Origin of the sequence: Malikia spinosa, assembly GCF_002980625.1 — a bacterium.
Lineage (GTDB): Bacteria > Pseudomonadota > Gammaproteobacteria > Burkholderiales > Burkholderiaceae_C > Malikia > Malikia spinosa.
This window is the reverse complement of sequence record NZ_PVLR01000015.1, coordinates 43,458-68,786: the sequence shown is the minus strand read 5'-3', so window position 1 is coordinate 68,786 and position 25,329 is coordinate 43,458. Positions and strand designations below refer to the sequence as shown.

At 65.7% G+C, this 25,329-nt stretch carries 20 protein-coding genes; 8 read left to right on the top strand and 12 right to left on the bottom strand.

The features are described 5' to 3' along the window. Positions 1-58: 58 nt before the first annotated feature. A complete protein-coding gene (metK, locus tag C6P61_RS06020) occupies positions 59-1,249 on the bottom strand; it encodes a methionine adenosyltransferase (protein ID WP_105729030.1) in 1,191 nt (396 codons plus the stop codon). Positions 1,250-1,405: 156 nt separating this feature from the next. On the opposite strand from metK, the gene C6P61_RS06015 reads away from it, so the two are divergent. After that, complete coding sequence (locus C6P61_RS06015) at positions 1,406-2,254, top strand: lysophospholipid acyltransferase family protein (protein ID WP_105729029.1); 849 nt, start codon at positions 1,406-1,408, stop codon at positions 2,252-2,254. A gap of 45 nt (positions 2,255-2,299) precedes the next feature. On the opposite strand, the gene yihA is transcribed toward C6P61_RS06015, so the two are convergent. Continuing rightward, complete coding sequence (gene yihA, locus C6P61_RS06010) at positions 2,300-3,028, bottom strand: ribosome biogenesis GTP-binding protein YihA/YsxC (protein WP_237491108.1); 729 nt, start codon at positions 3,026-3,028, stop codon at positions 2,300-2,302. Positions 3,029-3,137: 109 nt separating this feature from the next. On the opposite strand from yihA, the gene C6P61_RS06005 reads away from it, so the two are divergent. The 4 genes from C6P61_RS06005 to msrP all read left to right on the top strand — a co-directional run bounded on the left by C6P61_RS06005 (position 3,138) and on the right by msrP (position 8,469). Continuing rightward, positions 3,138-3,752 (top strand): c-type cytochrome, encoded by a 615-nt coding sequence (locus C6P61_RS06005; protein WP_105729027.1) that lies wholly within the window; start codon positions 3,138-3,140, stop codon positions 3,750-3,752. 152 nt (positions 3,753-3,904) lie between these two features. Next, positions 3,905-6,031: a cytochrome c biogenesis protein ResB gene (locus tag C6P61_RS06000; RefSeq protein ID WP_105729026.1), complete on the top strand. Its 2,127-nt coding sequence runs from the start codon at positions 3,905-3,907 to the stop codon at positions 6,029-6,031. Then, positions 6,028-7,368 (top strand): c-type cytochrome biogenesis protein CcsB, encoded by a 1,341-nt coding sequence (gene ccsB, locus C6P61_RS05995; protein ID WP_105729025.1) that lies wholly within the window; start codon positions 6,028-6,030, stop codon positions 7,366-7,368. Before C6P61_RS06000 ends, ccsB begins: the two co-directional genes overlap by 4 nt. Positions 7,369-7,479: 111 nt before the next feature. Then, the gene (msrP, locus tag C6P61_RS05990; protein ID WP_105729024.1) at positions 7,480-8,469 is read left to right on the top strand and encodes a protein-methionine-sulfoxide reductase catalytic subunit MsrP; all 990 of its coding nucleotides are present in this window, start codon (positions 7,480-7,482) and stop codon (positions 8,467-8,469) included. A gap of 28 nt (positions 8,470-8,497) precedes the next feature. Here msrP and C6P61_RS18275 read toward each other — a convergent pair whose 3' ends face one another. From C6P61_RS18275 to lptM, 9 genes are all read right to left on the bottom strand, one after another. Then, on the bottom strand, positions 8,498-8,944 hold the full coding sequence (locus C6P61_RS18275) for a type IV pilin protein (protein WP_280524120.1): 447 nt from the start codon (positions 8,942-8,944) through the stop codon (positions 8,498-8,500). A gap of 12 nt (positions 8,945-8,956) precedes the next feature. Continuing rightward, a complete protein-coding gene (locus C6P61_RS05980; protein ID WP_105729022.1) occupies positions 8,957-12,895 on the bottom strand; it encodes a pilus assembly protein in 3,939 nt (1,312 codons plus the stop codon). A gap of 40 nt (positions 12,896-12,935) precedes the next feature. Next, a complete protein-coding gene (locus tag C6P61_RS05975; protein ID WP_105729021.1) occupies positions 12,936-13,580 on the bottom strand; it encodes a pilus assembly PilX family protein in 645 nt (214 codons plus the stop codon). Next, entirely contained in the window at positions 13,577-14,626 is a 1,050-nt protein-coding gene (locus tag C6P61_RS05970; protein WP_105729060.1) for a PilW family protein, read from the bottom strand. Before C6P61_RS05970 ends, C6P61_RS05975 begins: the two co-directional genes overlap by 4 nt. Further along, positions 14,623-15,102: a type IV pilus modification protein PilV gene (gene pilV / locus C6P61_RS05965; RefSeq protein WP_105729020.1), complete on the bottom strand. Its 480-nt coding sequence runs from the start codon at positions 15,100-15,102 to the stop codon at positions 14,623-14,625. Before pilV ends, C6P61_RS05970 begins: the two co-directional genes overlap by 4 nt. Next, the gene (locus C6P61_RS05960; RefSeq protein ID WP_105729019.1) at positions 15,099-15,728 is read right to left on the bottom strand and encodes a GspH/FimT family pseudopilin; all 630 of its coding nucleotides are present in this window, start codon (positions 15,726-15,728) and stop codon (positions 15,099-15,101) included. Before C6P61_RS05960 ends, pilV begins: the two co-directional genes overlap by 4 nt. Before the next feature lie 120 nt (positions 15,729-15,848). Beyond that, complete coding sequence (locus C6P61_RS05955) at positions 15,849-19,148, bottom strand: AMP-binding protein (RefSeq protein WP_105729018.1); 3,300 nt, start codon at positions 19,146-19,148, stop codon at positions 15,849-15,851. A gap of 54 nt (positions 19,149-19,202) precedes the next feature. Then, complete coding sequence (gene lysA / locus C6P61_RS05950) at positions 19,203-20,495, bottom strand: diaminopimelate decarboxylase (RefSeq protein ID WP_105729017.1); 1,293 nt, start codon at positions 20,493-20,495, stop codon at positions 19,203-19,205. Between the two features lie 7 nt (positions 20,496-20,502). Continuing rightward, on the bottom strand, positions 20,503-20,727 hold the full coding sequence (gene lptM / locus C6P61_RS18335; RefSeq protein ID WP_105729016.1) for an LPS translocon maturation chaperone LptM: 225 nt from the start codon (positions 20,725-20,727) through the stop codon (positions 20,503-20,505). A gap of 12 nt (positions 20,728-20,739) precedes the next feature. On the opposite strand from lptM, the gene cyaY reads away from it, so the two are divergent. Then, entirely contained in the window at positions 20,740-21,069 is a 330-nt protein-coding gene (gene cyaY, locus C6P61_RS05940) for an iron donor protein CyaY (protein WP_105729015.1), read from the top strand. Here the strand turns inward: cyaY and C6P61_RS05935 are convergent. Continuing rightward, entirely contained in the window at positions 21,059-23,422 is a 2,364-nt protein-coding gene (locus tag C6P61_RS05935) for a penicillin-binding protein 1A (RefSeq protein WP_105729014.1), read from the bottom strand. The two genes, cyaY and C6P61_RS05935, sit on opposite strands and share 11 nt — an antisense overlap. A gap of 200 nt (positions 23,423-23,622) precedes the next feature. On the opposite strand from C6P61_RS05935, the gene C6P61_RS05930 reads away from it, so the two are divergent. Together C6P61_RS05930 and C6P61_RS05925 are read left to right on the top strand one after the other, a co-directional pair. Further along, positions 23,623-24,702 (top strand): pilus assembly protein PilM, encoded by a 1,080-nt coding sequence (locus C6P61_RS05930; RefSeq protein ID WP_105729013.1) that lies wholly within the window; start codon positions 23,623-23,625, stop codon positions 24,700-24,702. Next, positions 24,699-25,319, top strand: coding sequence for a PilN domain-containing protein (locus C6P61_RS05925; RefSeq protein ID WP_105729012.1), 621 nt, complete (start codon positions 24,699-24,701; stop codon positions 25,317-25,319). Before C6P61_RS05930 ends, C6P61_RS05925 begins: the two co-directional genes overlap by 4 nt. The last annotated feature ends 10 nt before the right edge of the window (positions 25,320-25,329 follow it).

The following is a 25,329-nucleotide window of genomic DNA, read 5'->3' as shown; positions in this document are numbered from 1 at the left end:
CAGCGGGCGGCCGCGAAGTCGGCATGCCGCACCTGCCAGGGGCTGAAAGCCCCCCGGATCAGGCTGCCGACAGTCCAGCCAGATCGCGCAGCAGTTGGACCTTGTCGGTCCTCTCCCAGGTGAACTCGGGTTCGTCGCGACCGAAGTGGCCGTAGGCGGCGGTCTTGCTGTAGATCGGGCGCAGCAGGTCCAGCATCTGGATGATGCCGCGCGGACGCAGGTCGAACACCTCGCGCACGATCTGGGCGATGCGCTCGTCGGCGATCACGCCGGTGCCTTCGGTGTAGACCGTGATGTTCATCGGCTGCGCGACGCCGATCGCGTAGGCGACCTGGATCTGGCATTGCTTGGCCAGGCCGGCCGCGACGATGTTCTTGGCCACATAGCGCGCGGCGTAGGCGGCCGAGCGGTCAACCTTGGTCGGGTCCTTGCCGCTGAACGCGCCGCCACCGTGCGGGCAGGCGCCGCCATAGGTGTCGACGATGATCTTGCGACCGGTCAGGCCGCAGTCGCCCTGCGGGCCGCCGATGACGAAGCGGCCGGTCGGGTTGATCAGGTACTTGGTGTCCTGCAGCCACTCCTTGGGCAGCACCGGCTTGATGATCTCCTCGATGATGGCCTCGGTGAAGCTGGCCTTCATCTTGGTCGGCGACTCCGACTGGTCCGGGCTGTGCTGGGTCGACAGCACCACGGTGTCGATGCTGTGCGGCTTGCCGTCGACATAGCGCAGCGTGACCTGGCTCTTGGCGTCGGGGCGCAGGAAGGGCAGGCGGCCGTCCTTGCGCAGCTGGGCCTGGCGCTCGACCAGGCGGTGCGCGTAATAGATCGGCGCCGGCATCAGGTCGGGCGTCTCGTCGCAGGCGTAGCCGAACATCAGGCCCTGGTCGCCAGCGCCGATATTGAGGTAGTCGTCCGAGGCGTGGTCCACGCCCTGGGCGATGTCGTTGCTCTGCTTGTCATAGGCCACCAGCACCGCGCAACCCTTGTAGTCGATGCCGTACTCGGTGTTGTCGTAGCCGATGCGCTTGATCGTGTCGCGCGCGACCTGGATGTAGTCGACATTGGCCTGGGTCGTGATCTCGCCGGCCAGCACCACCAGGCCGGTGTTGGTCAGGGTCTCGGCCGCCACGCGGCTGCGCGGGTCCTGCTCGAAGATGGCGTCGAGGATGGCATCCGAGATCTGGTCCGCCACCTTGTCGGGGTGGCCTTCGGAAACCGATTCGGACGTGAAGAGGTAGTCGCTGGACATGAAGAAGCTCCGTGAAAAGTTGGCGCGTTGCCAACTCCTCACGGAGCCTGGCGAACGCTTTAGCAGGATTTATGGATCGCCCTGCAAGTAGTTCATTAACTCGGCGATGTTGCGATTCTACGACTTGGCGGGGTCAGCGTCGATAATTACCCCGTGATGAAACATGTCTTTCGATCCTTGGCGGCCTGGCCGCTGCCCCTGCTGCACGCCCTGGGCTGGCTGCTGGGCTGGCTGTCCTGGCTGGCCTCGCCGTCCTACCGGCGCCGCTGGGCCTGCAACACCGGCCTGGCCGGTGTGACGGGCGCGGCACGCTGGGCCTCGATCGGCGAGGCCGGCAAGCTCAGTGCCGAATTGCCCCGGCTCTGGCTGGGCCGGCCGGTGCCTTGGCGCTGGGAAGGCGCTGAGCATATCGAGGCCGCGCGCCAGGCCGGGCAGGGCATGCTGCTGCTGACGCCGCATCTGGGCTGTTTCGAGATCGCGGCCCAGGCCTACGCGAAAAGCTTCGGTCTCGGCCCTGATGCCCGGCCGATGACGGTGCTGTACCGGCCGCCGCGTCAGGCCTGGCTGCGTGAGGTGGTCGAGGCCAGCCGGGCCCGCCCGGGACTCGCGACTGCGCCGACCACGCTGGCCGGCGTGCGCCAGCTGATCGTGGCGCTCAAGCGCGGCGAGGCGGTCGGGCTGCTGCCCGACCAGGTGCCGCCCGAGGGCCAGGGCCTGTGGGCGCCGTTCTTCGGCCAGCCGGCCTACACCATGACGCTGTCGGCGCGCTTCGCGCGTCTGCCCAACACCCGCGTGCTGCTGGCCTGGGGCGAGCGCCTGTCCTGGGGCCGCGGCTATGTCGTGCATATCCTGCCGCTCGAGCAGGTGCTGGAGGCGCCGCTCTCGGGCGAGATGTCCGAACTGACGGCCCAGATCAACCTCGCGATGGAGCGGGTGATCGGGCTCTGCCCGCAGCAATACCTCTGGGGTTACGCGCGCTACAAGTCGCCGCGCTCAGCGGCCTGAGGCCGGACTCGGGCTCAGGGTCAAGGCCGACACAGGCGGTTGATTTCAGGCGTCGGCTGCCGGGGCCTCGGGGGCATCCGGTGCAGCAGCGGCGGCGTCGACCGGATGGGTCCAGTCCCAGAGCAGGGTCGCGACATCGTCGAGCCCCTGTTTCTTGAGCGCCGAGAACAGCCTGACCTCGCCGCCGCCGGCCTGCAGCCGCGTGATCGACAGCACCTTGGCCGCCTCGCTGCGGGTCAGCTTGTCGGACTTGGTCAGCAGCACCAGGAACTTGAGCCCCTGTTCCACCCGCGGCCGCACGATCTCGAGCAGCGCCTCGTCGAGCTCGGTCAGGCCCAGGCGCGGATCGCACAGCAGCACGATGCCGCGTAGATTGGGCCGGCTGACCAGATAGTTGGCCATCACCTGCTGCCAGCGCCGCTTGGCTTCCTGCGGCACGGCGGCATAGCCGTAGCCCGGCAGGTCGGCCAGCACCGCATCGACCGCGCCCTGCTTGCCGAGCGCGAACAGGTTGATGCTCTGCGTGCGGCCCGGCGTCTTGGAGGCGAAGGCCAGCCGCTTCTGCTGGGTCAGCGTGTTGATGCTGGTCGACTTGCCCGCATTCGATCGGCCGACGAAGGCGATCTCGGGCACATCGAGCGCCGGCAGGTGGTGCAACTGTGGCGCCTCGGTCAGGAAGCGCGCGGTATGCAGCCAGCCGTGCGCCGTCTTTACGTCGGATGCGGGCCGGGCGGCGGGCTGGATTTTGCGGTCGGAGGCGGGTTCTGGGCTCATGTGCGGTTCTGCGGTCATCGTCCATTGTAAAATCATCTCGTTCTGCGTCTTGCGTGTTCATAGCTGCGCAAGTCGTTCCTTCGCCAACCGACGCCATCTGCCCCTCGAAATGAAACTGATCGCATCCCTCATCGGCGCCGCTGCGCTCGCAGCCCTGTCGTTGTCCGCCCACGCGCAGGCCGTCAAGCCCGATCTGGGTAAGGGCGCTGCATCCTTTGGCCAGGTGTGCGCGGCTTGCCACGCTGCCGATGGCAACTCGGTCATCGGCGCCAACCCCAAGTTGGCCGGCCAGCACCCCGAGTACCTGGTCAAGCAGCTGACCGAATTCAAGTCCGGCAAGCGTGCCAACGCCGTGATGTCCGGCATGTCCGCCGCCCTGAGCGACGAGGACATGCGCAACATCGGTTTCTGGCTCGCGAGCCAGAAACCGACCCCTGGCGCAGCCAAGGACAAGGACCTGGTCGCCCTGGGCGAGCGCATCTACCGCGGTGGCATTGCTGATCGCCAGATCGCCGCCTGCGCCGGTTGCCATTCGCCCAACGGCGCCGGCATCCCGGCCCAGTACCCGCGCCTGTCGGGTCAGCACGCCGAGTACACCGCTACCCAGCTCAAGTCCTTCCGCAGCGGCGAGCGCAAGAACAGCGCCCAGATGACCGGCATTGCCGTCTATCTGACCGACAAGGAAATCACGGCGGTTTCCGACTACATCGCCGGCCTGCGCTAAGCGGCTCCAGGCGCAGCAATGCCCTCCGTCATGCGGGGGCAATAAGCTGGCCTTAATCTTGGGCAAGATAATCCGGGTGCTGGCAGTCCAGCTCTCCCATCAGCCCACCCAGGCAGGCCCGGACTTCTGGCCTGCTTTTTTATGCCTGAATCATGAGCGCTTCCACCACCGGTTTTGAACTTGAACGGGGCTCGCATCGCCTGCGCGCCGCGGTGGAATTGCTGTCGTCGATGCGGTTCGCGATTGCCTTGCTGACCGTCATCTGCATCGCCTCGGTCATCGGTACCGTGCTCAAGCAGCACGAACCCGTCAACAACTATGTCAATCAGTTCGGCCCTTTCTGGGCTGAGCTGTTCGGCACGGCCCAGCTCTACGCGGTCTATGGCGCCTGGTGGTTCCTGCTGATCCTGGCTTTCCTGGTGGCCAGTACCAGCCTGTGCATCGCGCGCAACACGCCCAAGATCCTGAAGGACCTCAAGTCCTACAAGGAGTCGGTGCGCGAGCAGAGCCTGAAGGCCTTTGCCCACCGCGCCGAGGCCGACCTGGCGGCCTCGCCCGAGGCCAGCGCGCAATCCATGGGCCAGGCGCTGGCCGGAGCCGGCTGGAAGGTCAAGCTGCAGCAGCGCGAGACCGGTGTCATGGTCGCCGCCAAGGCTGGTTCTGCCAACAAGCTCGGCTATCTGGCCGCGCACAGTGCGATCGTGCTGATCTGCCTGGGCGGCCTGTTCGATGGCGATCTGGTCGTCAAGGCCCAGACCTGGTTCCAGGGCAAGACCCCTTTCACCGGTGGCGGCATGATCGCCGACGTGGCCGACCAGCACCGCCTGTCCGATCGCAACCCGACCTTCCGCGGCAACCTGCTGGTCAGCGAGGGCCAGCGTTCCGGCACCGCGATCCTGGCCCAGCCCGACGGCGTGCTGCTGCAGGATCTGCCGTTCGACATCGAGCTCAAGAAGTTCAGCGTCGATTACTACTCGACCGGCATGCCCAAGCTGTTCGCGAGCGACATCGTGATCCACGACCGCTACAGCGGCGAGGTCAAGGAGGCCCGGGTCGAGGTCAACCATCCGGTCAGCTACCGCGGCATCGAGATCTACCAGTCCAGCTTCGACGACGGTGGCTCCAAGCTCAAGCTCAAGGGCGTCGCGATCGACGGCAAGCCCGGTTCGCTCGAGATCGAGGGCAGGGTCGGCGAGTCGTCCCGGATCGAGATCGGCGGCAAACCGATGACGCTGGAGCTCACCGCCCTGCGCGTGATCAACGTCGAGAACCTCGGCCAGACCGCGACCAGCGGTGCCGATGTGCGCAAGGTCGACCTGCGCCACGCGATCGAAGGTCGCCTGGGCGCCGGCAACAAGACCATGAGCCAGCAGGAACGGCGCAACGTCGGCCCGAGCGTGAACTACAAGCTGCGCGACGCTTCCGGCCAGGCGACCGAGTTCAACAACTACATGTTGCCGCTTGAACTCGACGGCCGCCGCGTCTTCCTGCTCGGCGTGCGCGACACGCCGGCCGAACCCTTCCGCTACCTGCGCCTGCCGGTCGACGAGTCCGACAGCATGAACGGCTTTTTGAACCTGCGCGCCGCGCTGGCCGACCCGGCGCAGCGGCGCGAGGCCGTGCGCCGCTATGCCGCGGGCGCCACCGAAGGCCAGCGCCGCGACCTGACCCAGGCGCTCGAGGCCTCGGCCACCCGTGCGCTCGACCTGTTCGCCGGTGTCGAGTCGTCGAACGCCGCCCGGGACCCGGCGCGTCCGCCCGGTGGCCTGCCTGCGCTGTCGCAGTTCATCGAATCCCAGGTGCCCGAAGCCGAGCGCGAGCGTGCCAGCGAGATGCTGCTGCGCATCCTCAACGGCACCCTGTTCGAGCTGGCCCAGGTCGGCCGCGCGCAAGCCGGCATGCCGGCCCTGGCGCGCGACGAGCGCAGCGTGTCCTTCATGACCCAGGCCCTGATCGCGCTGAGCGACAGCTTCTACTATCCGGTGCCGATGGCGCTGGGGCTCGACGCCTTCACCCAGGTCCAGGCCAGCGTGTTCCAGGTCGCGCGCGCGCCCGGCAAGACCGTGGTCTACCTCGGCTGCCTGTTCCTGATCCTGGGCGTGTTCGCCATGCTCTATGTGCGCGAGCGTCGCCTCTGGGTCTGGCTGGCACCGCGCGCCGACGGCGGCCTGCACGCCACGCTCGCGCTCTCGAGCAATCGCAAGACGATGGATACCGAGCGCGAATTCGAGACCCTCAAGACCCTGCTGCTGCAGACCCCCACCGAGGTGAAAGCATGACCATCGCCACCCAGAACCTTGCCCTGCAACTGCCTCCCGGCTATTTCGGCCGCAGAAACCTGTCGGACTGGCTGTTCGCCCTGTTCGTCACTGCCGGGGCTGGCATCGCGTTTGCGCTTTACAGCGCGTACATGGATGGCTACGAGCAGGCGATCCTGATCGGCATGGTGCCCTCCCTGGTCGCGCTGGCCTGGTTCTGGCGCCCGGTGCGCCAGCTGACGGTGGCGGTCGTCGCGCTGTCGCTGCTGGCGATCTGGCTCTACCAGACCGGCAGCGGACCTGACCTCGCGCGCGCCGAGCAGGCCTTCCTGCTCAAGTATTTCCTCTCCAGCCAGTCCGCCATCCTCTGGATGAGCATGCTGTTCTTCATGGCCACCGCCTTCTACTGGGCCGGTCTGCTGTCGCGCAGCCATGGAGACGGTTTCGAGAAGCTGGGCTCGCGCCTGACCTGGGTCGCGATCACGCTCGCGCTGGTCGGCTCGCTGGTGCGCTGGTTCGAGAGCTACCTGATCGGCGCCGATGTCGGCCATATCCCGGTCAGCAACCTGTACGAGGTGTTCGTGCTGTTCTCCTGGCTGACGGCGGCCTACTACCTCTACTATGAGGACCAGTACCAGACCCGCCGCATGGGTGCCTTCGTGATGCTGGTCGTCAGCGCGGCGGTCGGCTTCCTGCTCTGGTACACCGTGGTGCGCGAGGCACACCAGATCCAGCCCCTGGTCCCGGCGCTGCAGAGCTGGTGGATGAAGCTGCATGTACCGGCCAACTTCATCGGCTACGGCACCTTTGCGCTGGCGGCCATGCTGGCCTTTGCCTATCTGATCAAGCACAGCGCGGGCGAGACGCGCTGGTTCAAGCTGGCGCCGCTCTGGCTGCTCGGCATCGTGCTGTGCTTCGAGCCGCTGGTGTTCCGCCGTGGCGCGACCGAGGCCGGTGGCAGCTACTGGTTCGTCTACTTCGGCATCTCGGCCTTGATCGTGGGCGCCATCCTGTTCGGGCGCCAGCGCATCGCCGAGCGCCTGCCCACGCTCGAGGTGCTCGATGACGTGATGTACAAGTCGATCGCGGTCGGCTTCGCCTTCTTCACGATTGCGACCGTGCTCGGCGCGCTCTGGGCCGCCGAGGCCTGGGGCGGCTATTGGAGCTGGGACCCGAAGGAAACCTGGGCCCTGATCGTCTGGCTCAACTATGCCGCCTGGCTGCACATGCGTCTGATGAAGGGCTTGCGCGGTACGGTCGCGGCCTGGTGGGCGCTGACCGGACTGGTCATCACCACCTTTGCCTTCCTGGGCGTCAACATGTTCCTGAGCGGCCTGCACAGCTACGGCACACTCTGATCGGCCCCCGCCTGCGCAACCCGGACAGACTCTACCCAGGGGCTGCCCGGGTTTCTTGTTTCTGTTACCTTGTCCGTACGTTATTCCTGCTGTCGTGAAAGTGCCGTCACCATGCTGATCCGTTCCCAAGACAAGGACCTCCTGCCGCCCGCCGCGAGCGAGATCACGCCCCGCGCGGTCTGGCAGCAACGGCGCCAGCTGCTGCAACTGGCCGCCCTGGCTGGCGGCGCGTCGCTGGCGCCCTGGGCCTCGGCCAGCCAGACTGGCGAACGCCCCGGCAAGCTGGCCGCCTTGCCCGGCGCCCGCTCGACCTTGCCGGGTGCCAGCACCCTGGAAGCGCTCACCCCCTACGCCGATGTCACCGGCTACAACAACTTCTACGAGTTCGGCACTGACAAGGCCGACCCGGCCCGCCAGGCGCATCGCCTGAAAACCCGGCCCTGGACCGTGCAGGTCGAAGGCCTGGTCGGCAAGCCGCGCAGCTTTGCCATCGAGGACCTGCTCAAGCTCGCCGGCATGGAAGAACGCATCTACCGCCTGCGCTGCGTCGAGGGCTGGTCGATGGTGATTCCCTGGGTCGGCTACCCATTGGCCGAACTCCTCAAGCAGGTCCAGCCGCTGGGCAGCGCCAAGTATGTCGAATTCGTCAGCCAGGCCGATCCGTCAACCATGCCCGAGCTGCGCTCCGGCGTGCTGGACTGGCCCTATACCGAAGGCTTGCGGCTCGACGAAGCCATGCATCCGCTGACGCTGCTGGCATTCGGACTCTACGGCGAGGTGCTGCCGAACCAGAACGGCGCGCCGCTGCGCCTGGTCGTGCCGTGGAAATACGGCTTCAAGAGCGCCAAGTCGCTGGTCAAGATCCGGCTCGTCGAGCAGCCGCCCAAGACCTCATGGAACCTGGCCGCGCCGCGCGAGTACGGTTTCTATTCCAACGTCAATCCCGAGGTGGCCCATCCGCGCTGGAGCCAGGCCAACGAGCGGCGCCTGGGCGAGCCCGGCGGCCTGTTCGCCAAGCGTCGTCCGACCTTGCCGTTTAACGGCTATGCCGCGCAGGTGGCACAGCTCTACACCGGCATGGACCTGCGCCGCTTCTACTGAAAACGGCTCAGTCCGTCCGAAGCCGCCGCTAGCGGTTCCAGCAGTCAGCCACGCCGAGCGAACCGCTCACGCCCTGGGTGCCGGTCTGGTTCAGCGTGAAATTGCCGCATGCGTCGCTGGCCATCGAATTCACCGCCGTCGCCGTCAGGCTATAGCCCGTGTTGCTGACGCTGGCGCTGATGGTGTAGTTGGCAGTGCCCGACCTAGGTGCCTGGGTGACCGGGAGGGTGGGGGCGGTGCTGTTGCCCTTGGCGGTCGAATAGAAACCGCGCGTCGTGTAGTGGGTTTCGAGGAACAGGGCGTTCTCCAGCAGGGCCTGCTTGGCCTCGGCCCGCTTGCCCCGCGCCAGATAGCTGACATAGGACGGCAGGGCGATCGAGGCCAGGATTCCGACGATGGCGATCGTGATCATCAGCTCGATCAAGCTGAAGCCGCAAGAGTTGCGCATCGGTCGCGGGTGTCTAGTCAAGCTCATGTCCTCATCTTGTCACATCAACTGCTGCCAGTTGACGCGCCGGGGGGTGCCGGCTACACCGCGTCCGCGGTTGGTGACGGTCTGGACCTTGCCCCGCGTTCCCGGCACCAGCTTGAAGCCGACCTTGGCATCCCGGTCCAGCCAGGTCACCGAGTCCATCAGTCCGACGATGGAGCCCATTCCGGTCGGGATCACGCCGTCGAGCACGGTATCGTCGCCGGTCTTGAACTGGTAGTCCTGGTTCAAGTCGAACACCGGTTTGCTCGGGCGTCGCCCCTTGAACGACAGCTCCATCAGCCAGCTCGAGCCCTGTGCATTGCAGGGGTCGGCAGACGGAACGGCGGTCGTGAAGATGATGCGGTTGTCGGCCGAATTGACGTTGTCGATCACGGTCGTAGCCTCCGCGATCACCCGTTCCCCGCTGTCGGGCAGGTCCATGTACCAGCCGCGCTGATTGGGGTTGGTGAGATCGACTGCGTTGTCCGATGTGACCCGCAAGCTCATGCCGTTCTTGCTCGTGGTGTTCGTGACCTTCTGCTCAACCAGCGCATTGCGCCCGCTGATTGACAGACCATTGTCCCAGAGCCCGTAGAAACTCTGCAGGCGCGACATGGCGGTCGTCCCGATGTCCTCTTTCGCGAGCAGCCGGCCGGTGCCCAGGAACACCCAGAAACCGCCATCGCCCTTGATGGCGCTGGGCTGGACCGTGATCGGCTGTGCGTTGCCGCTGCTGTCCAGGGCCGTGAACAGCTTGGACACGCTCCAGCTCGAAGAGGACCCCGACTTGAGGTCGAACTTCCACAGATTGCCCTTCAGGTCGCCGGCATAGGCCATGTCGACGATGCGGTCGCCATCGCTGTCGACCAGCGTCGGGGTCGCCAGGCCATTGTCGCTGTCGGTCGCCAGGGCCGTGATCTTCTTGATCAGGACCCCGTCGGACAGCCTGACCACATAGAGGTGAACCCCGCCTTTGCTGCTGTTGTAGCCATTGCCGAACACGGCGGCCCAGTTGCCGTCATTGAGCCTGACCACCTGTGGCTGGCTGTAGCTGTAGCCCATGTCGTTGTCGGACCCGTCGGCGTTGAATTCCCACATGAACCTGGCGGGCGAAGCGTTGGCCGGGTTGGTGGCGTCGACCGCGAACACCGACTTGCCCCCGCTGCGCAAGCCGGAGACGACCACGCTGTTCCAGCCCGAGCTGTCCGACAGGGAATTGTTCAGGTAGGCATCGCCAGCGCCAGGTGAGCCGTCCACGAAGTAGCGGTGGCTGTAGTCCGGACTGGTCAGCAGGTGCAGGTTGGGAAAGACGGCGTTCGGAATCACGGCAAATTGTTCGACGCCATCGCTGGCCCGGAACGCATGCAGCATGCCGTCATTGGCACCGACGTAGATCATCGGTGCCCGGGTTTTCTTGTAGCTGACATAGGCCGCATAACTGGACTTGCCGTCGCTGCCCGCCGCCAGCTGGTCGTAATGCTGGTTGTCGGCGCCGAGATAGGCCGGATCCGAGGAAATGATGTCGCCCAGTACCCATTCGCTGCGGTCCTGCCTGGCTGTGCCGTCGTACTGGCGCTCGAAGGTGATCCGGTTGCGAAACTGGCCACCGGTGTAGCGCTGTTCCAGGCTGTGGTCGCCGCGCAGCCAGTTCAGGCGCTGGCTGCCCAGGTTGTCTGACTGGTTCAGATGGTTTTTCTGGTCGTTCGTCAGATTGCCCCAGGTCAGGTTTTCACTGGCGTTGCCTTTCCTGATGTAGATCGACCTGGCGTCGGGCGCCGGCAGCATGGTTGCTGCGTTCCAGACCGGACCGCTCACGCTGCCGCTGACCGCATTGACCTCGAGTGCATACAGCTGTCCGCTCCAGTAGCGCGTGTCGAAGCGGGCCTGGAAGATGCGGGTGCTCTGGCCCGCGCTGCCGCTGGTCCTGGTCGAGTTGGTGGCCAGTGCGGCGGCGGTCGGGGTAGCGGCCTCGATCAGTGACAGCAGCTTCTCGAACGAGTACTGCAGGGTTTCTGGCGTCTCGGCGCTGAAGAAGCGACCGCGGCTGTTGACGGCCGTATGCCAGAGGTCGGGCGCGCTCTTGCCGTAGATATCGGCGTATTTCGGATCGGTCTTGCCCATCCACTTGGTCGCTGGGGGCCACTCCAGCGCCCCAGAGCGCAAGCTCGAGTAACTGCCGCCGTACATGTCGCCGCTCCAGTTCAGTCCGGCGGCGCCCAGGAAATCGGTCAGGCCGAGACCGACCGTGAAGTTCACCATATGCTGCCAGCTGGCCGGGTTGTTCTTGGGATTCCAGTAGATCGTCTCGGCCTGATCGAGCTGCCCGTTGCCGTCGCTGTCTTCCTCGGTCGTGATCGGGCTGAGGTTGTCGCTCAGCGACGGCGCCAGATCGGTCAGCCAGTAGTAGAAGGCCATGTCGGCCAGGGTGTGCGGCGTGGAGTCAGCGTAGACCTGGGCATAGTCGGCGCTGTTCTTGTAGCGGGTGCCGTCTGGCAGCGTCTGGCCGTTGTTGTCATCGGTATCGTTGGAGTCCTTGTCGTCGTTCCAGATGCCGTCCGTCATCAGTGCGTGATAGTTGCGCCGGCAGCTGAACTGGCCTGAACCGACGCTGCCGGGGCTGTTGGCGTAGGGGCTGTTCGCCGTCGTGGTGTCGCTGAAATAGCGCCCGGCTCGACCCATGGCCTGGCGCAGCGGCGTGTCGCCGGACGTGGGCAGCCTGAACAGCCAGTTGTAGAAGTTCTTGCGGTGCTGGCTCTGGCTGTCGCCGAACTCCTGGATCGCGTTGCTGCCGAACTGACCTATCCAGCCTGAGCAGTTGGGCGTGACCAACTGGTCATTGGCCTTGTCATGGCAGGTATTGAGCGCCTGCCAAGCCACGCGAATCCTGGGACTGAGCTCCGAGAAGGCCAGCGAGGCGCTGCCCTGCGTCGCGAGGTTGCGGGTACGGTAGAAGGAATACCAGTTGGCAAAATTCTGCCGCTCGTCGCTGCCGTTGGGGCCCGAGGTGGAACCGACCCGCACATAGCGGTAGCAGCTGTTGTTCTTCTTCTGCGCGACCGGGTCGGCGCAGCCGGACTGGCTCGGATCGAACAGATAGTAATAGGCCGGCACACCGCCGAACGCGCTGGTCGGCTCCCCGCTCTGGCTTGACGCCGATACCTTGAGGCGAACGACCACAGCCGCACCACTGTTGTTTTCATTGAAGCACAGGCGCAGGGTGTTGCTGTTGATGAGCCTGCTCCTGAAGCGTCCGTCTGCGGGTTGGACGCTGGGATTGCAATTGTCCCTGACGGAGTTGCCGTCGCCGCTGAACGCGACGCCGTTGACGCTCACGCTGATCAGATTGCTGCCGGGGTCGACACCCTTTACGCTGCCGTCCACATCGACAAAACCGGTGATGTCGAAGTAGGGTACCTCTTGGTTGTTCTTGTTGCCCAGCATCACGCCACTGACTTCCCGCTCGCTGTTCTGGCCGGTGAAATGCCCCATATAGCATTCGTAGTCGCCATCGCTACCGCCGCCTGCTGCACAGGATGTATAGCCTGTCATGTCGAGTGCTGCGGTAGGCCGGTAATTGCTCGACAGGTCGACTGTCTGGTTGAAGGTGGAGGTCCGGTAGTAGCCGTTGCGCCAGGCGGCATCGAACTGGGTGTCGAGCGTCTTTCGGTCAGCGCCCACTGGCGCCGAATAGAGCACCTGGGGGTTGTAGTAGAGCCCGTTGCCTTGCGCGGATTTGGCCCAGCGGTTGTCGAGCGCGGCGCAGTCGCTGCTGTCGCCGCAAAGCTCGGGCACATAGGCCCGCCTCATGCTGCCTGAATCATCGAGCGTCAGGATCAGGTTGGGGTCGACCTGGTTCGACAGGAACAGTGGCACATGCTCGATGTCGAAGCTGTCTGCCGGGCCAGACAGCAGCAGCACGCTTGTCAGGGCCAGTTTCAGGCTGATGCGCTTCATGGTGGATTCCCTCTGGGCATGTCGGTGGGGGCAGCTGGCTTCAGCTGGCTTCCAGGCACAAGCGGTATTCGCTCTGCAGCAGCACCCGGGTGTCGGCCTGCTTGCGCAACCCGGTCGAGGCCCCAACCGCCAGTGCGGTGATGCGGTAGCGGTAGTGCGTCTGAGGCAACGTGCAGTCCACTGAAGGTGCGGCCGTGCCCAGGTACTCGATCGCGAATCTCGGCTGCTGATCCACGCCCTCGATGGCATGGCTGGTCGCGATCGACTTGCTGGTGTCGATCGCTCCGTTGGCGTCGAACCAGCCGTAGCCGTCCGCACCAGCGGGGCTGACCCAGTAATCGGCCTTCGATGCCTTGACAATGATCCCGGTCTTGGCGCTGCCACTGAGGGCGCTGCGGTTGAGCAGGCCGGCCGCCACGTTTTCCACGTTGCTGTTGGTGCTGTCCGTGAACAGGGCGTGGTACTCGAACGCCAGCCTTTCCTCGGCGTCCACCAGCGCGGCTTCGGCCGCCTGGAAGGCCAGGTCACGGTCGCGCGTGTTGCTGCTCATGACGGCCTGCAGGCGTCCGCTGCGCGAGGCCGCCAGCACGACCAGCGTGATCAGCACCAGCAGCAGCAGTCCGGTGATCAGCACGATGCCGCGCTGGCCACGGCGGGCTTGGGGGCGATGGTGGTAGGCGTTCATGACAGTCGCTTGCGCAGGCCGAAGGTCATCGTGTAGCTGCGACGCAGCCGGCGGTCGGTGATGACGGTCCCGTTGCCGAGCGTGAAGCTGCTGCTTGCGGTGCTCACGTTGTCGTCCTGGGATTCGAGCATCACGGTCACGCGCACCGCCAGCACCCTGGTCCAGTCGGTCACGTTCCTTGCCTCGACATAGGCACTGATGACCAGGGTACCGTCGGCGTTGGGTGTTCCCATGCCATAAAGAATTTGCAGGTCCGTGACGCCGCTGACCAGTTCCTCGGCCGAGGTGGCAGGGGCATTGCTGCTGGTAGTCAAGGTCTGACGGTAGAGCGACGGGATTAAGCTGTTGCTGCGGCTGTACTTGCGGCCACTGTTGCGCAGGTAGTAGGCGTTGGCAGAGAGCGGCAGCAGCTTGGCTCCGGTCATGTCCTGGCTGGAGCCGGTGGTCAGTGCTGTGCTGTGCTGGATGCCGCCTGTATTACCCGTCATCTGGAACAGCGAGGCCGTCGTTTGGCAGTCGGTCAGCAGCAGCAGGCTGCCGATATTGAAACTGCCGCTGCTCAAGGCGATCGGGTTGGTGGAGCCGGTGCTGTAACTGGAAACGACACCAGGTGCTGTGTCGTCAGCGTTGGCGCGCAGCACGATCAGGGTGTCGCCTCGGAGCGCGTTAGGCCCGTAGCCGCCCGGTGCGGTCTGGGGGAAGTTGGCATCGCCCACCGCGTTGCTGTCTGCGGTTTCGTCCTGTCCGAACAGCGGCCGGTCGGTGTTGCTCCACCATTGGGCGGCGTAGTTGTTGATGAAGTTGCTGGGGTTGGCCTGGCCCGGTATCTGGCAAGTCATGTTGCCCGCCATCCGGATGTCGTAGCCCATGATCTCGAACACATAACGCGCATTCGACTGCAGTTGACTCAGTGCCTCGAGCTGACGGTAGCTGCGGGCCGTACTCAGGTAGAGGGCCACCAGGGCGCCGACGACGACCAGTCCGATGCTGATACTGACCAGCAGTTCGACCAGGGTCAGCCCGCGGGCATGGCGACGCAATTTCATACCCCCCCCTCGGTCTTGAAGCAGGCGGGCCTGGTCTCGGTGCAGCTGCAGCCTTCTTGGCAGTCAGGCGCGCCTGATCGGCGGTCGTTCCATTCGATCCAGATGCTGGCGGTGCGGGAGTCTGCGTCAAACTCGACATGACCGTCGCCGTCCGGCAGCGCCTGCGCGATCCGATCCTTCCAAGCGCTGACATCTTCAATTGCCACGCCGCTGGGGCCGGCGGCTGCCGAACTGCCACCGGGAGCCACCACGTAAGCCGCCGACTGGTCGTGATTGATGTTGTTGAGCACGCGCATGCTGTCGAGGATGTCGTTGGCCAGGAAGGTGGCTTCTGCGCGGTGCAGGGTGCTTTGGTTGTTGTGCAGGTTGCTGACCTGCAGCTTGGCCAGACCCAGCAGTCCGATCGTCATGATCACGATCGTGACCAAGACTTCTAGCAGGGAACTGCCGCGCGCGGGGTAGGAGTGGCGGGTCATGGGCTCTCGCAGTTCTGCAGATTGCTGCCGTCGCCTTTTTCGGGGATGCCGTTGTCATCGCTGTCGGTCGCCAGCACCGATCGGGTCGCGATCACCAGGATGGCCTGGGACTGGTTGAGCTCCCTGTTGGCGCAAACCGCGAAGGTTCCGCTTCCCAGCCCCCAGACCAGGCCTGTGCGCAGGAAGGTGATTCCGTTCGTGAAGTTGCTGTTCGGGCGCACGGTGACTCCAGTCGGCAGGTCTTGTCTGGTCTGCAGCAGTAACTCATTGCTGTCGCGTGCGGGCGCTGCCCCCTCGCTGATGCCGTCCTCGTTGACAAAGGCGATCCATCCGCTGTCCCAGCCCGTGCCCGTGGATGAGCAGCTGCTGCCATCGCTGCTGCGGCATACGCTGACCGGCTGGCTGCGGCGCGCCGCCTCGGAGCGGGCCAGATTCAACATGCCCATCAACTCGCTGGCTACGGTTCGGGTCCGGTTGGCCTGGATCATGGTCTTGAAGGAAGGGGTGGCGAGTGCGCCGAGAATTGCCACGATCGCGACCGTCACCATCAGCTCCAGCAGGGTCAAGCCACGCTGGCGCCTGGCAGGCCAGCTGCCTTGTGGCGAGGAGGATAGGGATCGCAGCATGTTTCGGTATGTCAATGAAAGCAATGTGTAACCATGTATTCATGCTGGTATGTCCTTGTTGGATATCTCAGCATTTCGTTTTCTGTCAGTTTAATTCGAAAAGACCGGAAAGTGGTTGATTCAGTGCGCGCTGGCTGACTGGCCGCTGGCGCGTGCATGTCGGGTTGCTTTTTCGCCCAGGCGGTCCAGGCCCTCGAAAGGGAATTCGGTCGCGACGAATTCCTGCACTGGCACGGCCATGACGATGGCGTCGACACGGGACGACAGCGCGAGCGCGCTTGCGCGCGGGTAGCTGCCTGTCAGCGCCATGTGGCAGCGCGCGCCCGAGGGCTCGAGCGTGAGTTCGGGGCCGGTCAGGTAGGCGCGCAGGCCATCCGCCAGCAAGGCCTGCCAGCGCTGGCTGGCCGCAGTCCAGGCGGCTTCGCCGCCGACGAATACCTCGATCGGTATCCGGCCCCGGTCCTGGATCAGCAAGTCCAGCAGGACCGGGATCTGGCGGCGCGAGATCTCGCCGCCGCCCAGTTGCGGTGCGTGGTTGACCTCGTTGAGGATGGCGCCGTTCTCGAACCAGGGGCGAGTGATGTCGGGTGTGATCAGGTCGATGCCGGCGATGTCGAGCCCGAACAGCCGGCTGGCATCAAGGGCGATCCTGAGATTTTCCGGGTGGACGATGGCGCTGACATCTTCGTCGACGCCGCCCCAGGCGGTCGACTCGATCCGGCGCAGGGCTACCCATGTTCCTGCGGGGGGTACCGAGTCGGCGCTGTAGCCGGCCGCCGCGAGCGCGCTCAGCGCCAGTGCGTCGAGTGGCTGGATCTTCGAGCGTTGCCAGGGCGGCAGGCGCCGTTGCGCCTCCAGCTCGGCCTGCACGAGTTCAGCGACCGGACGCTGGCCGTCAGCCAGGACCGACATGGGCAGGCGCTTGACGGCATACAGCAGCCGCCCCCTGTCGATGAAGAGTCGGTGACAGCAGCCAGCGACCTGCCGCTCGACGATCACCTGCCTCGATGGCGACAGGCCTTGCGCCGCGGCGAAGGCGGCCTGCAGCGCGGCCCCATCGGCGACATCGACCGTCACGCCCTCGCCCCGGTCCCGATCCAGCGGCTTGACCACCACCGGCCAGCCCAGTCGCTGCGCCGTCGCCAGCGCAGTCGCCGCATCGGTCACGACCTGGTGTTGTGGTGCCGGCAGTCCCGCCCCCTGCAGCAGTCTGGCGGTCAGCGCCTTGTTTTGCGCCAGTCTGGCGCCGATGGCCGAGTCGAGCTCGGTCGCGCTGCGATCGATCCGGTGCGACTTGCTGCCCCAGCCGAGCTGGAAGACCCCGCCGCCCAGATGCATGAAGGGAATGCCCTTGTCATGGGCGGCCTGCAGCACCGGCAGGGTGGACTTGCCGGGTGGCATCAGGTGGGTCAGCCGGCTGACCACGCGCTGGGCTTCAGCGTAGAAACCTTCGAGGCTGGCTTCGGTCAGCGTCTGGCTGGCGGCCAGCTCGCAGAGCCTGAGCGCTGCTGTCAGGGCTTCGCTGTAGAGCGCAAGGGGCAGCTGCTGGACCAGCGCCAGCCCGACCTGCGCCTGCCAGTGGCCCGTTGTGGGGTCAGGCCCGCCGAGCGCGAGGATTTGCGGTGGGTCGAACACCGGGATCCGGCTCGCCTGCAGCAACTGGCGGGCGAGCAGCAGGGCGCGCCACAGCCATTGGCGAGCGCCTTCCTGCTGCGCTGAGGGTGGCGACTGCGGCAAGCCCGCTGAATCGATGGTCTCGATCGGTGACTGCAGGACCTGGCTCAGCCAGCAGTCCAGTGCGGGCAGGTCCACCGGTGCGGGCAGGGTGAAGACCTGCTCGAAGCGCTGCAGACGCTGTCGACGCTGTCGACGCTGGCTGGCTGCTGGCGCCGGCTTTTGACCCTGCGAATCGGTCGGCGCGCCAGGCGCGAGCAGCCGGGTGCCGATCAGTCGCAGCAGCTCGGCGCGCATGAGCTTGCCTTCCGGATTGCGCGGGATCGCCTCGACAATCAGCACCCGATAAGGGCCGCGCGCACCGAGCTGGCTGCTGGCATGGTCGAGCAGGGCCTGTTCCGAGAGGGTCGCGCCAGCCCTGAGGGTCAGCGCGCAGACTGGGATGTCTTGGTGCACGCGATGTTGCACCGGCACCACGGCCACATCGGCAACGGCGGGATGGGCGGCCATCAGCTGCTCGATTTCGGCCGGGTAGATGTTGATCCCGTTCATGATCAGCATGTGGTCGGCCCTACCGTAAAACACCAGCTGTCCCTCCCGGGTCAGCAGGCCGAGGTCGCCGGGCAGGAACCAGCCGTCCTGGAAGCTCGCCTGCGAGGCCTCCGCGTCGCCAAGGTAGCCATCGACCAGCGCCGGTGTCCTGATCCGGACCAGGCCGACCGTGCCGGGCGGCAGCGCCTGGCCGCGTCGGTCGACCAGCTCGATCTCGACCCCGGCGGGCGGGCTGCCGACCGTTCCCGCGATCTGATAGACCTCGGGCGGTGCCGCGATCGCGACCGGTCCGGCCTCGTTGATGCCGTAGCGCACATAGAGCTGCGGGGTCAGCGCCTGCCTGAAGCGCTGGCGCAGGTCGTCGCTGACGGTCGAGGCCGTGAGCTCGAACGCCCGCAGCATCGGCAGGGCCGGCAGGGCCGGCAGGGTCTCTTGGCTACCCGTCGGCAGTGCGGCGATCAGCTTTTCGGCATGGAATACGGTGCCGTAGAGCACCGAGAGCCTGTCGCTGGCGCAGCGCTGCAGCAACTGGGGGGCCTCGCCCCATAGCTCCAGCGCGCAGGCAGCCCCGGCCCAAAGGGCCTCGTGCAGGCGGAACTTCGAGGTCGAGAAGTCGAAATGGCTCAGCGCCGCTACCCGGTCCGACGCGGTCAGTCCGAGCGCCTTGGCACCCAGTTCCGACCTGGCGCGCCCCTGGGCGTGACTGACCGGAATCAGCTTGGGCCGGCCGGTCGAACCCGAGCCCGTGATCAGCAGCCAGGGGGCGTCCGGCGCCGGCTCCAGTAGGCGCTTGTCGATCCGGGCCGGGCTGGCTTCGATCGCCTGGCGCTCCAGCCGCAGGCTGGCCACGCCAGATTCGAAGCGCTCGGGCTGGTCGCTTGCGAGCCAGGCGATGGCGGCCTGATCGGCCAGCTGCCGGCGTTGGCTGGGGGTCGCGCTGCGTGGGATCGAGTAGGCGGTCGCCCCGAGGCGCGCGAGCGCCAGCAGCGTCAGCACCAGGCCGAGCTCCTCGACGAAGCTCAAGCCGACGACCTGGCCGGCCCGCACGCCCTGGGCGTGGAGCGCGGCTGCGTATTGCCAGACCTTCTGGTCGAGTTCGCGAAAACTTATCGTCCTGTGGGGCAGCAGCAGGGCTGCAGCATCCGGGCGCGCCTGGGCATGCCCGATCAGGTCAAAAGTGATATTTCTCTGCACGGCGACCTCCGCCGTGCAGTCTAGTCCTGGGCTGATGCCCAGGCTAGTGCTGATTTATATCGATTCGAGTCGCAGTTGGTCTTCGACCGATTCGCGGGCGCGCACCAGTCGCGCCTGATCGCCATCGACCAGCACCTCGGCGGCCCGGCCGCGACTGTTGTAGTTGCTCGACATGCTCATGCAGTAGGCACCTGCCGAGCAGACCGCCAGTAGGTCGCCGGCTTGTACTGCCAGCTGGCGGTCGCGTCCGAGCCAGTCGCCGCTCTCGCAGACCGGGCCGACCACGTCCCAGCTCTGGATTTCGCCATTGGCCTCGCGCGGCTGCACCGGCACGATCGCGTGGTAGGCCTCGTACATGGCGGGTCGCGGCAGGTCGTTCATCGCCGCATCGACGATCAGGAAGTTTTTCTGCTCGCCGGGCTTGAGGAACACCGCCTCGGTCAGGCAGATGCCGGCGTTGCCGATCAGCGAACGGCCCGGCTCGATCACGAGCTTGCGCTGACCGTAGCCGCGCGCGTCGAGCTTGGCCAGCAGCAGTTGCCACAGCGCGTCGGCTGCCGGTGGGGTCTCGCCGTGGTAGTTGATGCCCAGGCCGCCGCCGAAGTCGATGTGCTCGAGCGTGATGCCGCCGGCCTCGATCGCATCGACCAGGTCGAGCACGCGGTCCATCGCGTCGAGGTAGGGCGAGGTCTCGGTGATCTGCGAGCCGATATGGCAGTCGATGCCGGTGACTTTCAGTCCAGGCAGCGCGGCGGCATGGCGGTAGGCCGCCAGCGCATCGGTGTGCGCGATGCCGAACTTGTTGCCTTTCAGTCCGGTCGAGATATAGGGATGGGTCTTGGCGTCGACATCGGGGTTGACGCGCAGGCTGACCGGTGCACGCAGGCCCATGTCCGCGGCGACTTCGCTCAGCACGTCGAGCTCGGGCAGGCTCTCGACGTTGAAGCAGCCGATGCCGGCTTCGAGGGCCAGGCGCATCTCGGCGCGGGTCTTGCCCACGCCCGAGAAGATCACCTTGGCCGGCTCCACGCCAGCGCGCAGCGCGCGCTCGAGCTCGCCGCCCGAGACGATGTCGAGGCCACAGCCGGCCTGCACGAAGGTGCGCAGCACGGCCAGCGTCGAGTTGGCCTTCATCGCGTAGCAGATCAGTGCCTGGCGGCCGGCGAAGCCGCGCTGGTAGGCCGCGAGCGCGTCCAGCATCACAGCCTGGGAATAGACGAACAGCGGCGTGCCATGCGCGCGCGCGAGCTCGGCGGCCGACACGCCCTCGACCATCAGCTGGCCGTCGCGGTAATCGATGAAGGGACGTGCCGGCAGATCGGTCCGGGCTTGTTCGAGTGAAGACATGGTGGGCTTATCGGAGAGGCTTGGCAGTGGAGGGGGCTGTGGCGGGCGAGGTGGACGCCTGGTGCCCAGGCAGATAGAGCGGGCCCTTCTGGCCGCAGCCGCTCAAGACCAGCAGGGCGGCGCTGCAACAGCCGACCAGTGCCAGTCGTCCCGGGCGGGTCAAGGCCCTGGCCCTGATGGGGCCAAGGGCTGGGAGGCCGCGCAGGCCTAAAATTCGGCGAATTTCAAACATCCGGGAATTGTAATGACCGACCTCGAATACATGGATCGCGCCGAAGCGGTGCTCCAGGCCATCGAACTGGCTTGCGACCGCATCAACGACGAGAGCGATGCCGACATCGACAACCAGCGCGTCGGTGGCATGATCACGCTGACCTTCGCCAATCGCAGCCAGATCGTGATCAACCTGCAGAAACCGCTGCAGGAGATCTGGCTCGCCGCACGCTCGGGCGGTTACCACTACCAGTTCGACGGCAGCCAGTGGCAGGACACCAAGGGCCAGGGCGAGTTCTTCGCCCATCTCACGCGCGAGGTCAGCGCGCAAGCGGGCCAGCCGCTGGTCTTCAGTTCCTGAACAGGTCGAGGATGCTGCGCTTCTCGTCCGATTCGACCGGTGCGGCTTCGCCTTCGCCGCCGCCGATCCTGGCCATGCCGCTGCCGGGCGCATAGTTGTCGTAATACCACTCGCCGGCGACATTCACCACGCCGGCAGGAGCGGGCAGCTCCATTACCGGTGTGTCGCGCAGCGCCTCGGACATGAAGCTGATCCAGATCGGCAGCGAAAGGCCGCCGCCGGTCTCGCGGCTGCCCAGGTTGCGCGGGTTGTCGTAGCCGACCCAGACCGCACCGACCAGGGTCGGCTGATAGCCCACGAACCAGGCATCGACGGCGTCGTTGGTGGTGCCGGTCTTGCCATAGAGATCGCGCCGCTTGAGCGTGGCCTGTGCGCGCGCTGCGGTGCCCGAGCGCGCGACCTCGTTGAGCAGCTGGCTCATGATGAAGGCGTTGCGCGGCTCGATCACCTGTGGCATCTCTTGCACTGACGGCGACCGGTATTCCTGCAGCACGCGGCCCTTGTGGTCGTCGATGCGGCTGATGAAGCGCGGCGCGGCATAGTGCCCGCCATTGGCGAACACGCCGTAACCGGCCGCCATCTGCAGCGGCGTGACCGAGCCCGCGCCCAGCGCCATCGTCAGGTAGGGCGGATGCCTGTCGGCGTCGAAGCCGAAGCGGGTGGCCCATTGTTGCGCTTCGTTGGCGCCTACGATCTGCAGGATGCGGATCGATGCCATGTTCTTGGACTTGGCCAGTGCGGTGCGCACGCTCATCGGGCCTTCGAACTTGCCGTCGTAGTTCTTGGGCTCCCAGGGTTGGCCGCCCGTGACGCCAGCGCTGAAATACAGCGGCGCATCGTTGACCATGGTTGCCGGCGTCACGCCATGTTCGAGCGCCGCCGAATAGATGAAGGGCTTGAAGCTCGAGCCCGGCTGGCGCCAGGCCTGGGTCACATGGTTGAACTTGTTCTTCTCGAAGTCGAAGCCGCCGACCAGCGCGCGGATCTCGCCACTGCGCGGATCGAGCGCAACGAAGGCGGCCTCGACCTCGGGCAGCTGGGTCAGCTCCCAGTTGCTGGCACCCCTGACCACGCGCACCACGGCGCCCGGACGCAGCTTGAGGTTGGGCGGCGCCTTGGCCGACAGGCCCGATTGGACCGGCTTCAGGCCTTCGCCCGTGATCTCGATCGGTTCGTCATCGCCGCGCAGCACCACCACCTTGCGCGGTCCGGCCTCCAGCACCACCGCCGTGCGCAGTTCGCCGCTGTCGGGGTGGCTGGCAATCACCTCGTCGATGGCATCGGCGCGCGCCTTGGGGTCGGCTGGCAAGGTGATGAATTTCTCCGGTCCGCGGTAATGCTGGCGGCGTTCGAAGTCGAGCACGCCCCGACGCAGTGCCTGGTAGGCGGCGCGCTGCGCCGCTGCGTCGAGTGTCGTGTGCACCGTCAGGCCCCGGGTGTAGGTTTCCGGACCGTATTGCTCGAACACCGCCTGGCGCACCATCTCGGCCAGATGCTCGGCATGCAGCGGCAGCTTGCCATTGTCGCGGCGCAATACCAGCGGCTCTTCCTTGGCCAGGCGGGCCTGCTCGGCGCTGATGAAGCCGTTTTCCTGCATGCGCTCGATGATGTATTGCTGGCGGATGCGGGCGCGCTTGGGGTTGGTGATCGGGTTGTAGGCCGAAGGTGCCTTGGGCAGACCGGCCAGCATCGCGGCTTCGGCAACAGTGAGGTCCTTGAGCGGCTTGCCGAAGTAGACCTGTGACGCGGCGGCGAAACCATAGGCGCGATGACCCAGGAAGATCTGGTTCATGTAGATCTCGAGGATCTGGTCCTTGCTCAGCAGGGCCTCGAGCTTGAAGGTCAGCAGCACCTCGTAGATCTTGCGCAGGTAGCTCTTCTCGCTCGAGAGATAGACGTTGCGTGCCACCTGCATCGTGATGGTCGAGGCGCCCTGGCTCTTGGACTGCCCCAGGTTGGCCAGCGCCGCGCGCAGCATGCCGATGTAGTCGACCCCGCTGTGCTCGTAGAAGCGTGCATCCTCGATCGCCAGCACGGCGTTGATCATGACCGGAGGAATGTCCTCGATCGGCGTCAGGTTGCGGCGCTCCTCGCCGAACTCGGCGATCGTTTCGCCATCGGCGCTCAGCACGCGCAGCGGCAACTTGGGCCGGTAGTCAGCCAGCGCTGCCACGTCGGGCAGCTTGGGGAAGGCCAGGGCGAGCGCAATGCCCGCCGTCAGCAGCAAGGCCAGCACGCCAGCGACAGTCGCTCCGAGCAGCCACTTGAGCCAACGCCAGCCCGAGGAGGCTTGCTGGCCGCGGGGGGAGGAGGGATCCTCCTGCGAGTACGAGTGTGGTGGGCGAGCAGGCATGGATGTCCGTCTGAAGGTAGTGCTGGATTATAGAAATCCGGCAGTTCTTTCGCCTTGCCTGTTTCTTGTTGCTACAAATCAATTGACATTTATGAAAACAAATAAGACTTCAAACAGTCTTGTTGCCTTTGATGTCTTGCTGCTAGTATGCAAGTAACAAAAAGATACGCCATGCAGGCACCTTTCGAAGGAGAGAGGAATTGATCTCATTCGGGACACTCATCAGTCGTGGACCAGCGCCCATGCTCGGTATCGACATCAGTGCATCCACCGTCAAGCTGGTTGAGCTGGGGCGCAATCCGGACGGCCAGCTGGTGTTGGAACACTGCGCCATGGAGCCGCTCGAGCGTGGCTGGATCAATGAAGGCAATGTCGAGCGCTTTGACGAGGTGGCGGACGCCCTGCGCCGTCTGTTGCAGCGCAGCGGCAGCAAGACCCGCAATGCCGCACTGGCGTTGCCGGGTTCGGCGGTCATCACCAAGAGGATCGTGCTCGCGGCCGGCCTGAGCGACCTCGAGCTCGAATCGCTGGTCGAGGTCGAGGCCTCCCAGTGCATCCCCTTTCCCCTGCCTGAAGTCAGTCTGGACTTTTGCGTGATCGGGCCTTCGGCCGGCTCGGCCGAGATGGTCGATGTGCTGCTGGCTGCCTCGCGCAAGGAAAAGGTCTCGGATCGCCAGGCCCTGGCCGAGGCGGTCGGCCTGTTGCCCGTGGTCATGGATGTCGAGTCCTATGCCATGCGTCTGGCGGCTGGTCGCGTCATGGACGCGCTGCCCAATCAGGGCCGCGATGCGCTGATTGCGCTGATCGAGGTCGGCTCGCACAGCACCAGCTTGCAGGTCATACGCAACGACGACATGCTCTACGAGCGCGATCAGGTCTTTGGTGGCGCTGTCCTGAGCCAGCAGATCGCGCGCCAGTACGGCCTGAGCTTCGAGGAGGCCGATGCGAGAAAGAAGAGCGGCGACCTGCCGCCCGACTATGCGGATCAGGTGCTGCGCCCCTTCATGGACAGCCTGGCGCAGGAGATCGGGCGCGCGCTGCAGTTCTTCTTCACCAGCACGCCGCACAACAAGGTCGACCATATCCTGCTTTCGGGCGGCTGCGCGGCCCTGCCCGGGGTGGTCGAGACCGTGGCCGCCCAGACCGCCTTTCCCTGCAAGCTTGTCAATCCCTTTGACGGCATGTTGCTCGGGCCCGAGGTCAGGTCAGCCGGGCTGGCGCTCGAGTCGACCTCTTACCTGGTTGCCACCGGGCTGGCATTGCGGAGGTTCTACCCATGATCCTGATCAACCTGCTGCCGCATCGCGAAGCGGCGCGCAAGCGGCGTCGCGAGCTGTTCCTGTTTCAGCTCCTGTTCGCCCTGCTGGTCGGCCTGCTGCTGGTCGGCGCCGTGGCGCTGTCCTACCAGGCGCGCATCGATTCCCAGCGTGATCGCAACGACCTGTTCCGGGCCGAGATCGCCCTGCTCGATGCGCAGATCAAGGAAGTCGCCAGCCTCAAGACCCAGGTCGAAGCCCTCAAGGCGCGCCAGCAAGCGGTCGAGCGGTTGCAGGCGGATCGCAACCTGCCGGTCCATTTGCTGGAGGAAATGGTCAAGCAGGTGCCCGATGGCGTCTACCTGAGCTCGCTCAAGCAGGAAGGTTCCAGCATCGTGATCGCAGGCATGGCCCAGTCGCAGGAGCGGGTTTCGGAGTTGCTGCGCAACCTGGGCAACCACAGCGCCTGGCTGCGTCAGCCGCAACTGGTCGAGATCGTGGCGGGCGAGGTCAACGTGCCCCAGCGCGGGACCCGACGGGTGTCCAACTTCTCGATCCGCGTCGCGCTCGTGCGCAGCCAGGAAGCCGAGGCCAACCCGTCTGTTGCCAAGCCGGATAACGTTCCGGCCGGCAAGGTCTGAGGAGAAAGCG

Coding starts and splice junctions, on each gene's coding strand:
- metK (WP_105729030.1), bottom strand. CDS start 1,249: ATGTCCAGCGACTACCTCTTCACGTCCGAATCGGTTTCCGAAGGCCAC.
- C6P61_RS06015 (WP_105729029.1), top strand. CDS start 1,406: ATGAAACATGTCTTTCGATCCTTGGCGGCCTGGCCGCTGCCCCTGCTG.
- yihA (WP_237491108.1), bottom strand. CDS start 3,028: ATGAGCCCAGAACCCGCCTCCGACCGCAAAATCCAGCCCGCCGCCCGG.
- C6P61_RS06005 (WP_105729027.1), top strand. CDS start 3,138: ATGAAACTGATCGCATCCCTCATCGGCGCCGCTGCGCTCGCAGCCCTG.
- C6P61_RS06000 (WP_105729026.1), top strand. CDS start 3,905: ATGAGCGCTTCCACCACCGGTTTTGAACTTGAACGGGGCTCGCATCGC.
- ccsB (WP_105729025.1), top strand. CDS start 6,028: ATGACCATCGCCACCCAGAACCTTGCCCTGCAACTGCCTCCCGGCTAT.
- msrP (WP_105729024.1), top strand. CDS start 7,480: ATGCTGATCCGTTCCCAAGACAAGGACCTCCTGCCGCCCGCCGCGAGC.
- C6P61_RS18275 (WP_280524120.1), bottom strand. CDS start 8,944: ATGAGCTTGACTAGACACCCGCGACCGATGCGCAACTCTTGCGGCTTC.
- C6P61_RS05980 (WP_105729022.1), bottom strand. CDS start 12,895: ATGAAGCGCATCAGCCTGAAACTGGCCCTGACAAGCGTGCTGCTGCTG.
- C6P61_RS05975 (WP_105729021.1), bottom strand. CDS start 13,580: ATGAACGCCTACCACCATCGCCCCCAAGCCCGCCGTGGCCAGCGCGGC.
- C6P61_RS05970 (WP_105729060.1), bottom strand. CDS start 14,626: ATGAAATTGCGTCGCCATGCCCGCGGGCTGACCCTGGTCGAACTGCTG.
- pilV (WP_105729020.1), bottom strand. CDS start 15,102: ATGACCCGCCACTCCTACCCCGCGCGCGGCAGTTCCCTGCTAGAAGTC.
- C6P61_RS05960 (WP_105729019.1), bottom strand. CDS start 15,728: ATGCTGCGATCCCTATCCTCCTCGCCACAAGGCAGCTGGCCTGCCAGG.
- lysA (WP_105729017.1), bottom strand. CDS start 20,495: ATGTCTTCACTCGAACAAGCCCGGACCGATCTGCCGGCACGTCCCTTC.
- lptM (WP_105729016.1), bottom strand. CDS start 20,727: ATGTTTGAAATTCGCCGAATTTTAGGCCTGCGCGGCCTCCCAGCCCTT.
- cyaY (WP_105729015.1), top strand. CDS start 20,740: ATGACCGACCTCGAATACATGGATCGCGCCGAAGCGGTGCTCCAGGCC.
- C6P61_RS05935 (WP_105729014.1), bottom strand. CDS start 23,422: ATGCCTGCTCGCCCACCACACTCGTACTCGCAGGAGGATCCCTCCTCC.
- C6P61_RS05925 (WP_105729012.1), top strand. CDS start 24,699: ATGATCCTGATCAACCTGCTGCCGCATCGCGAAGCGGCGCGCAAGCGG.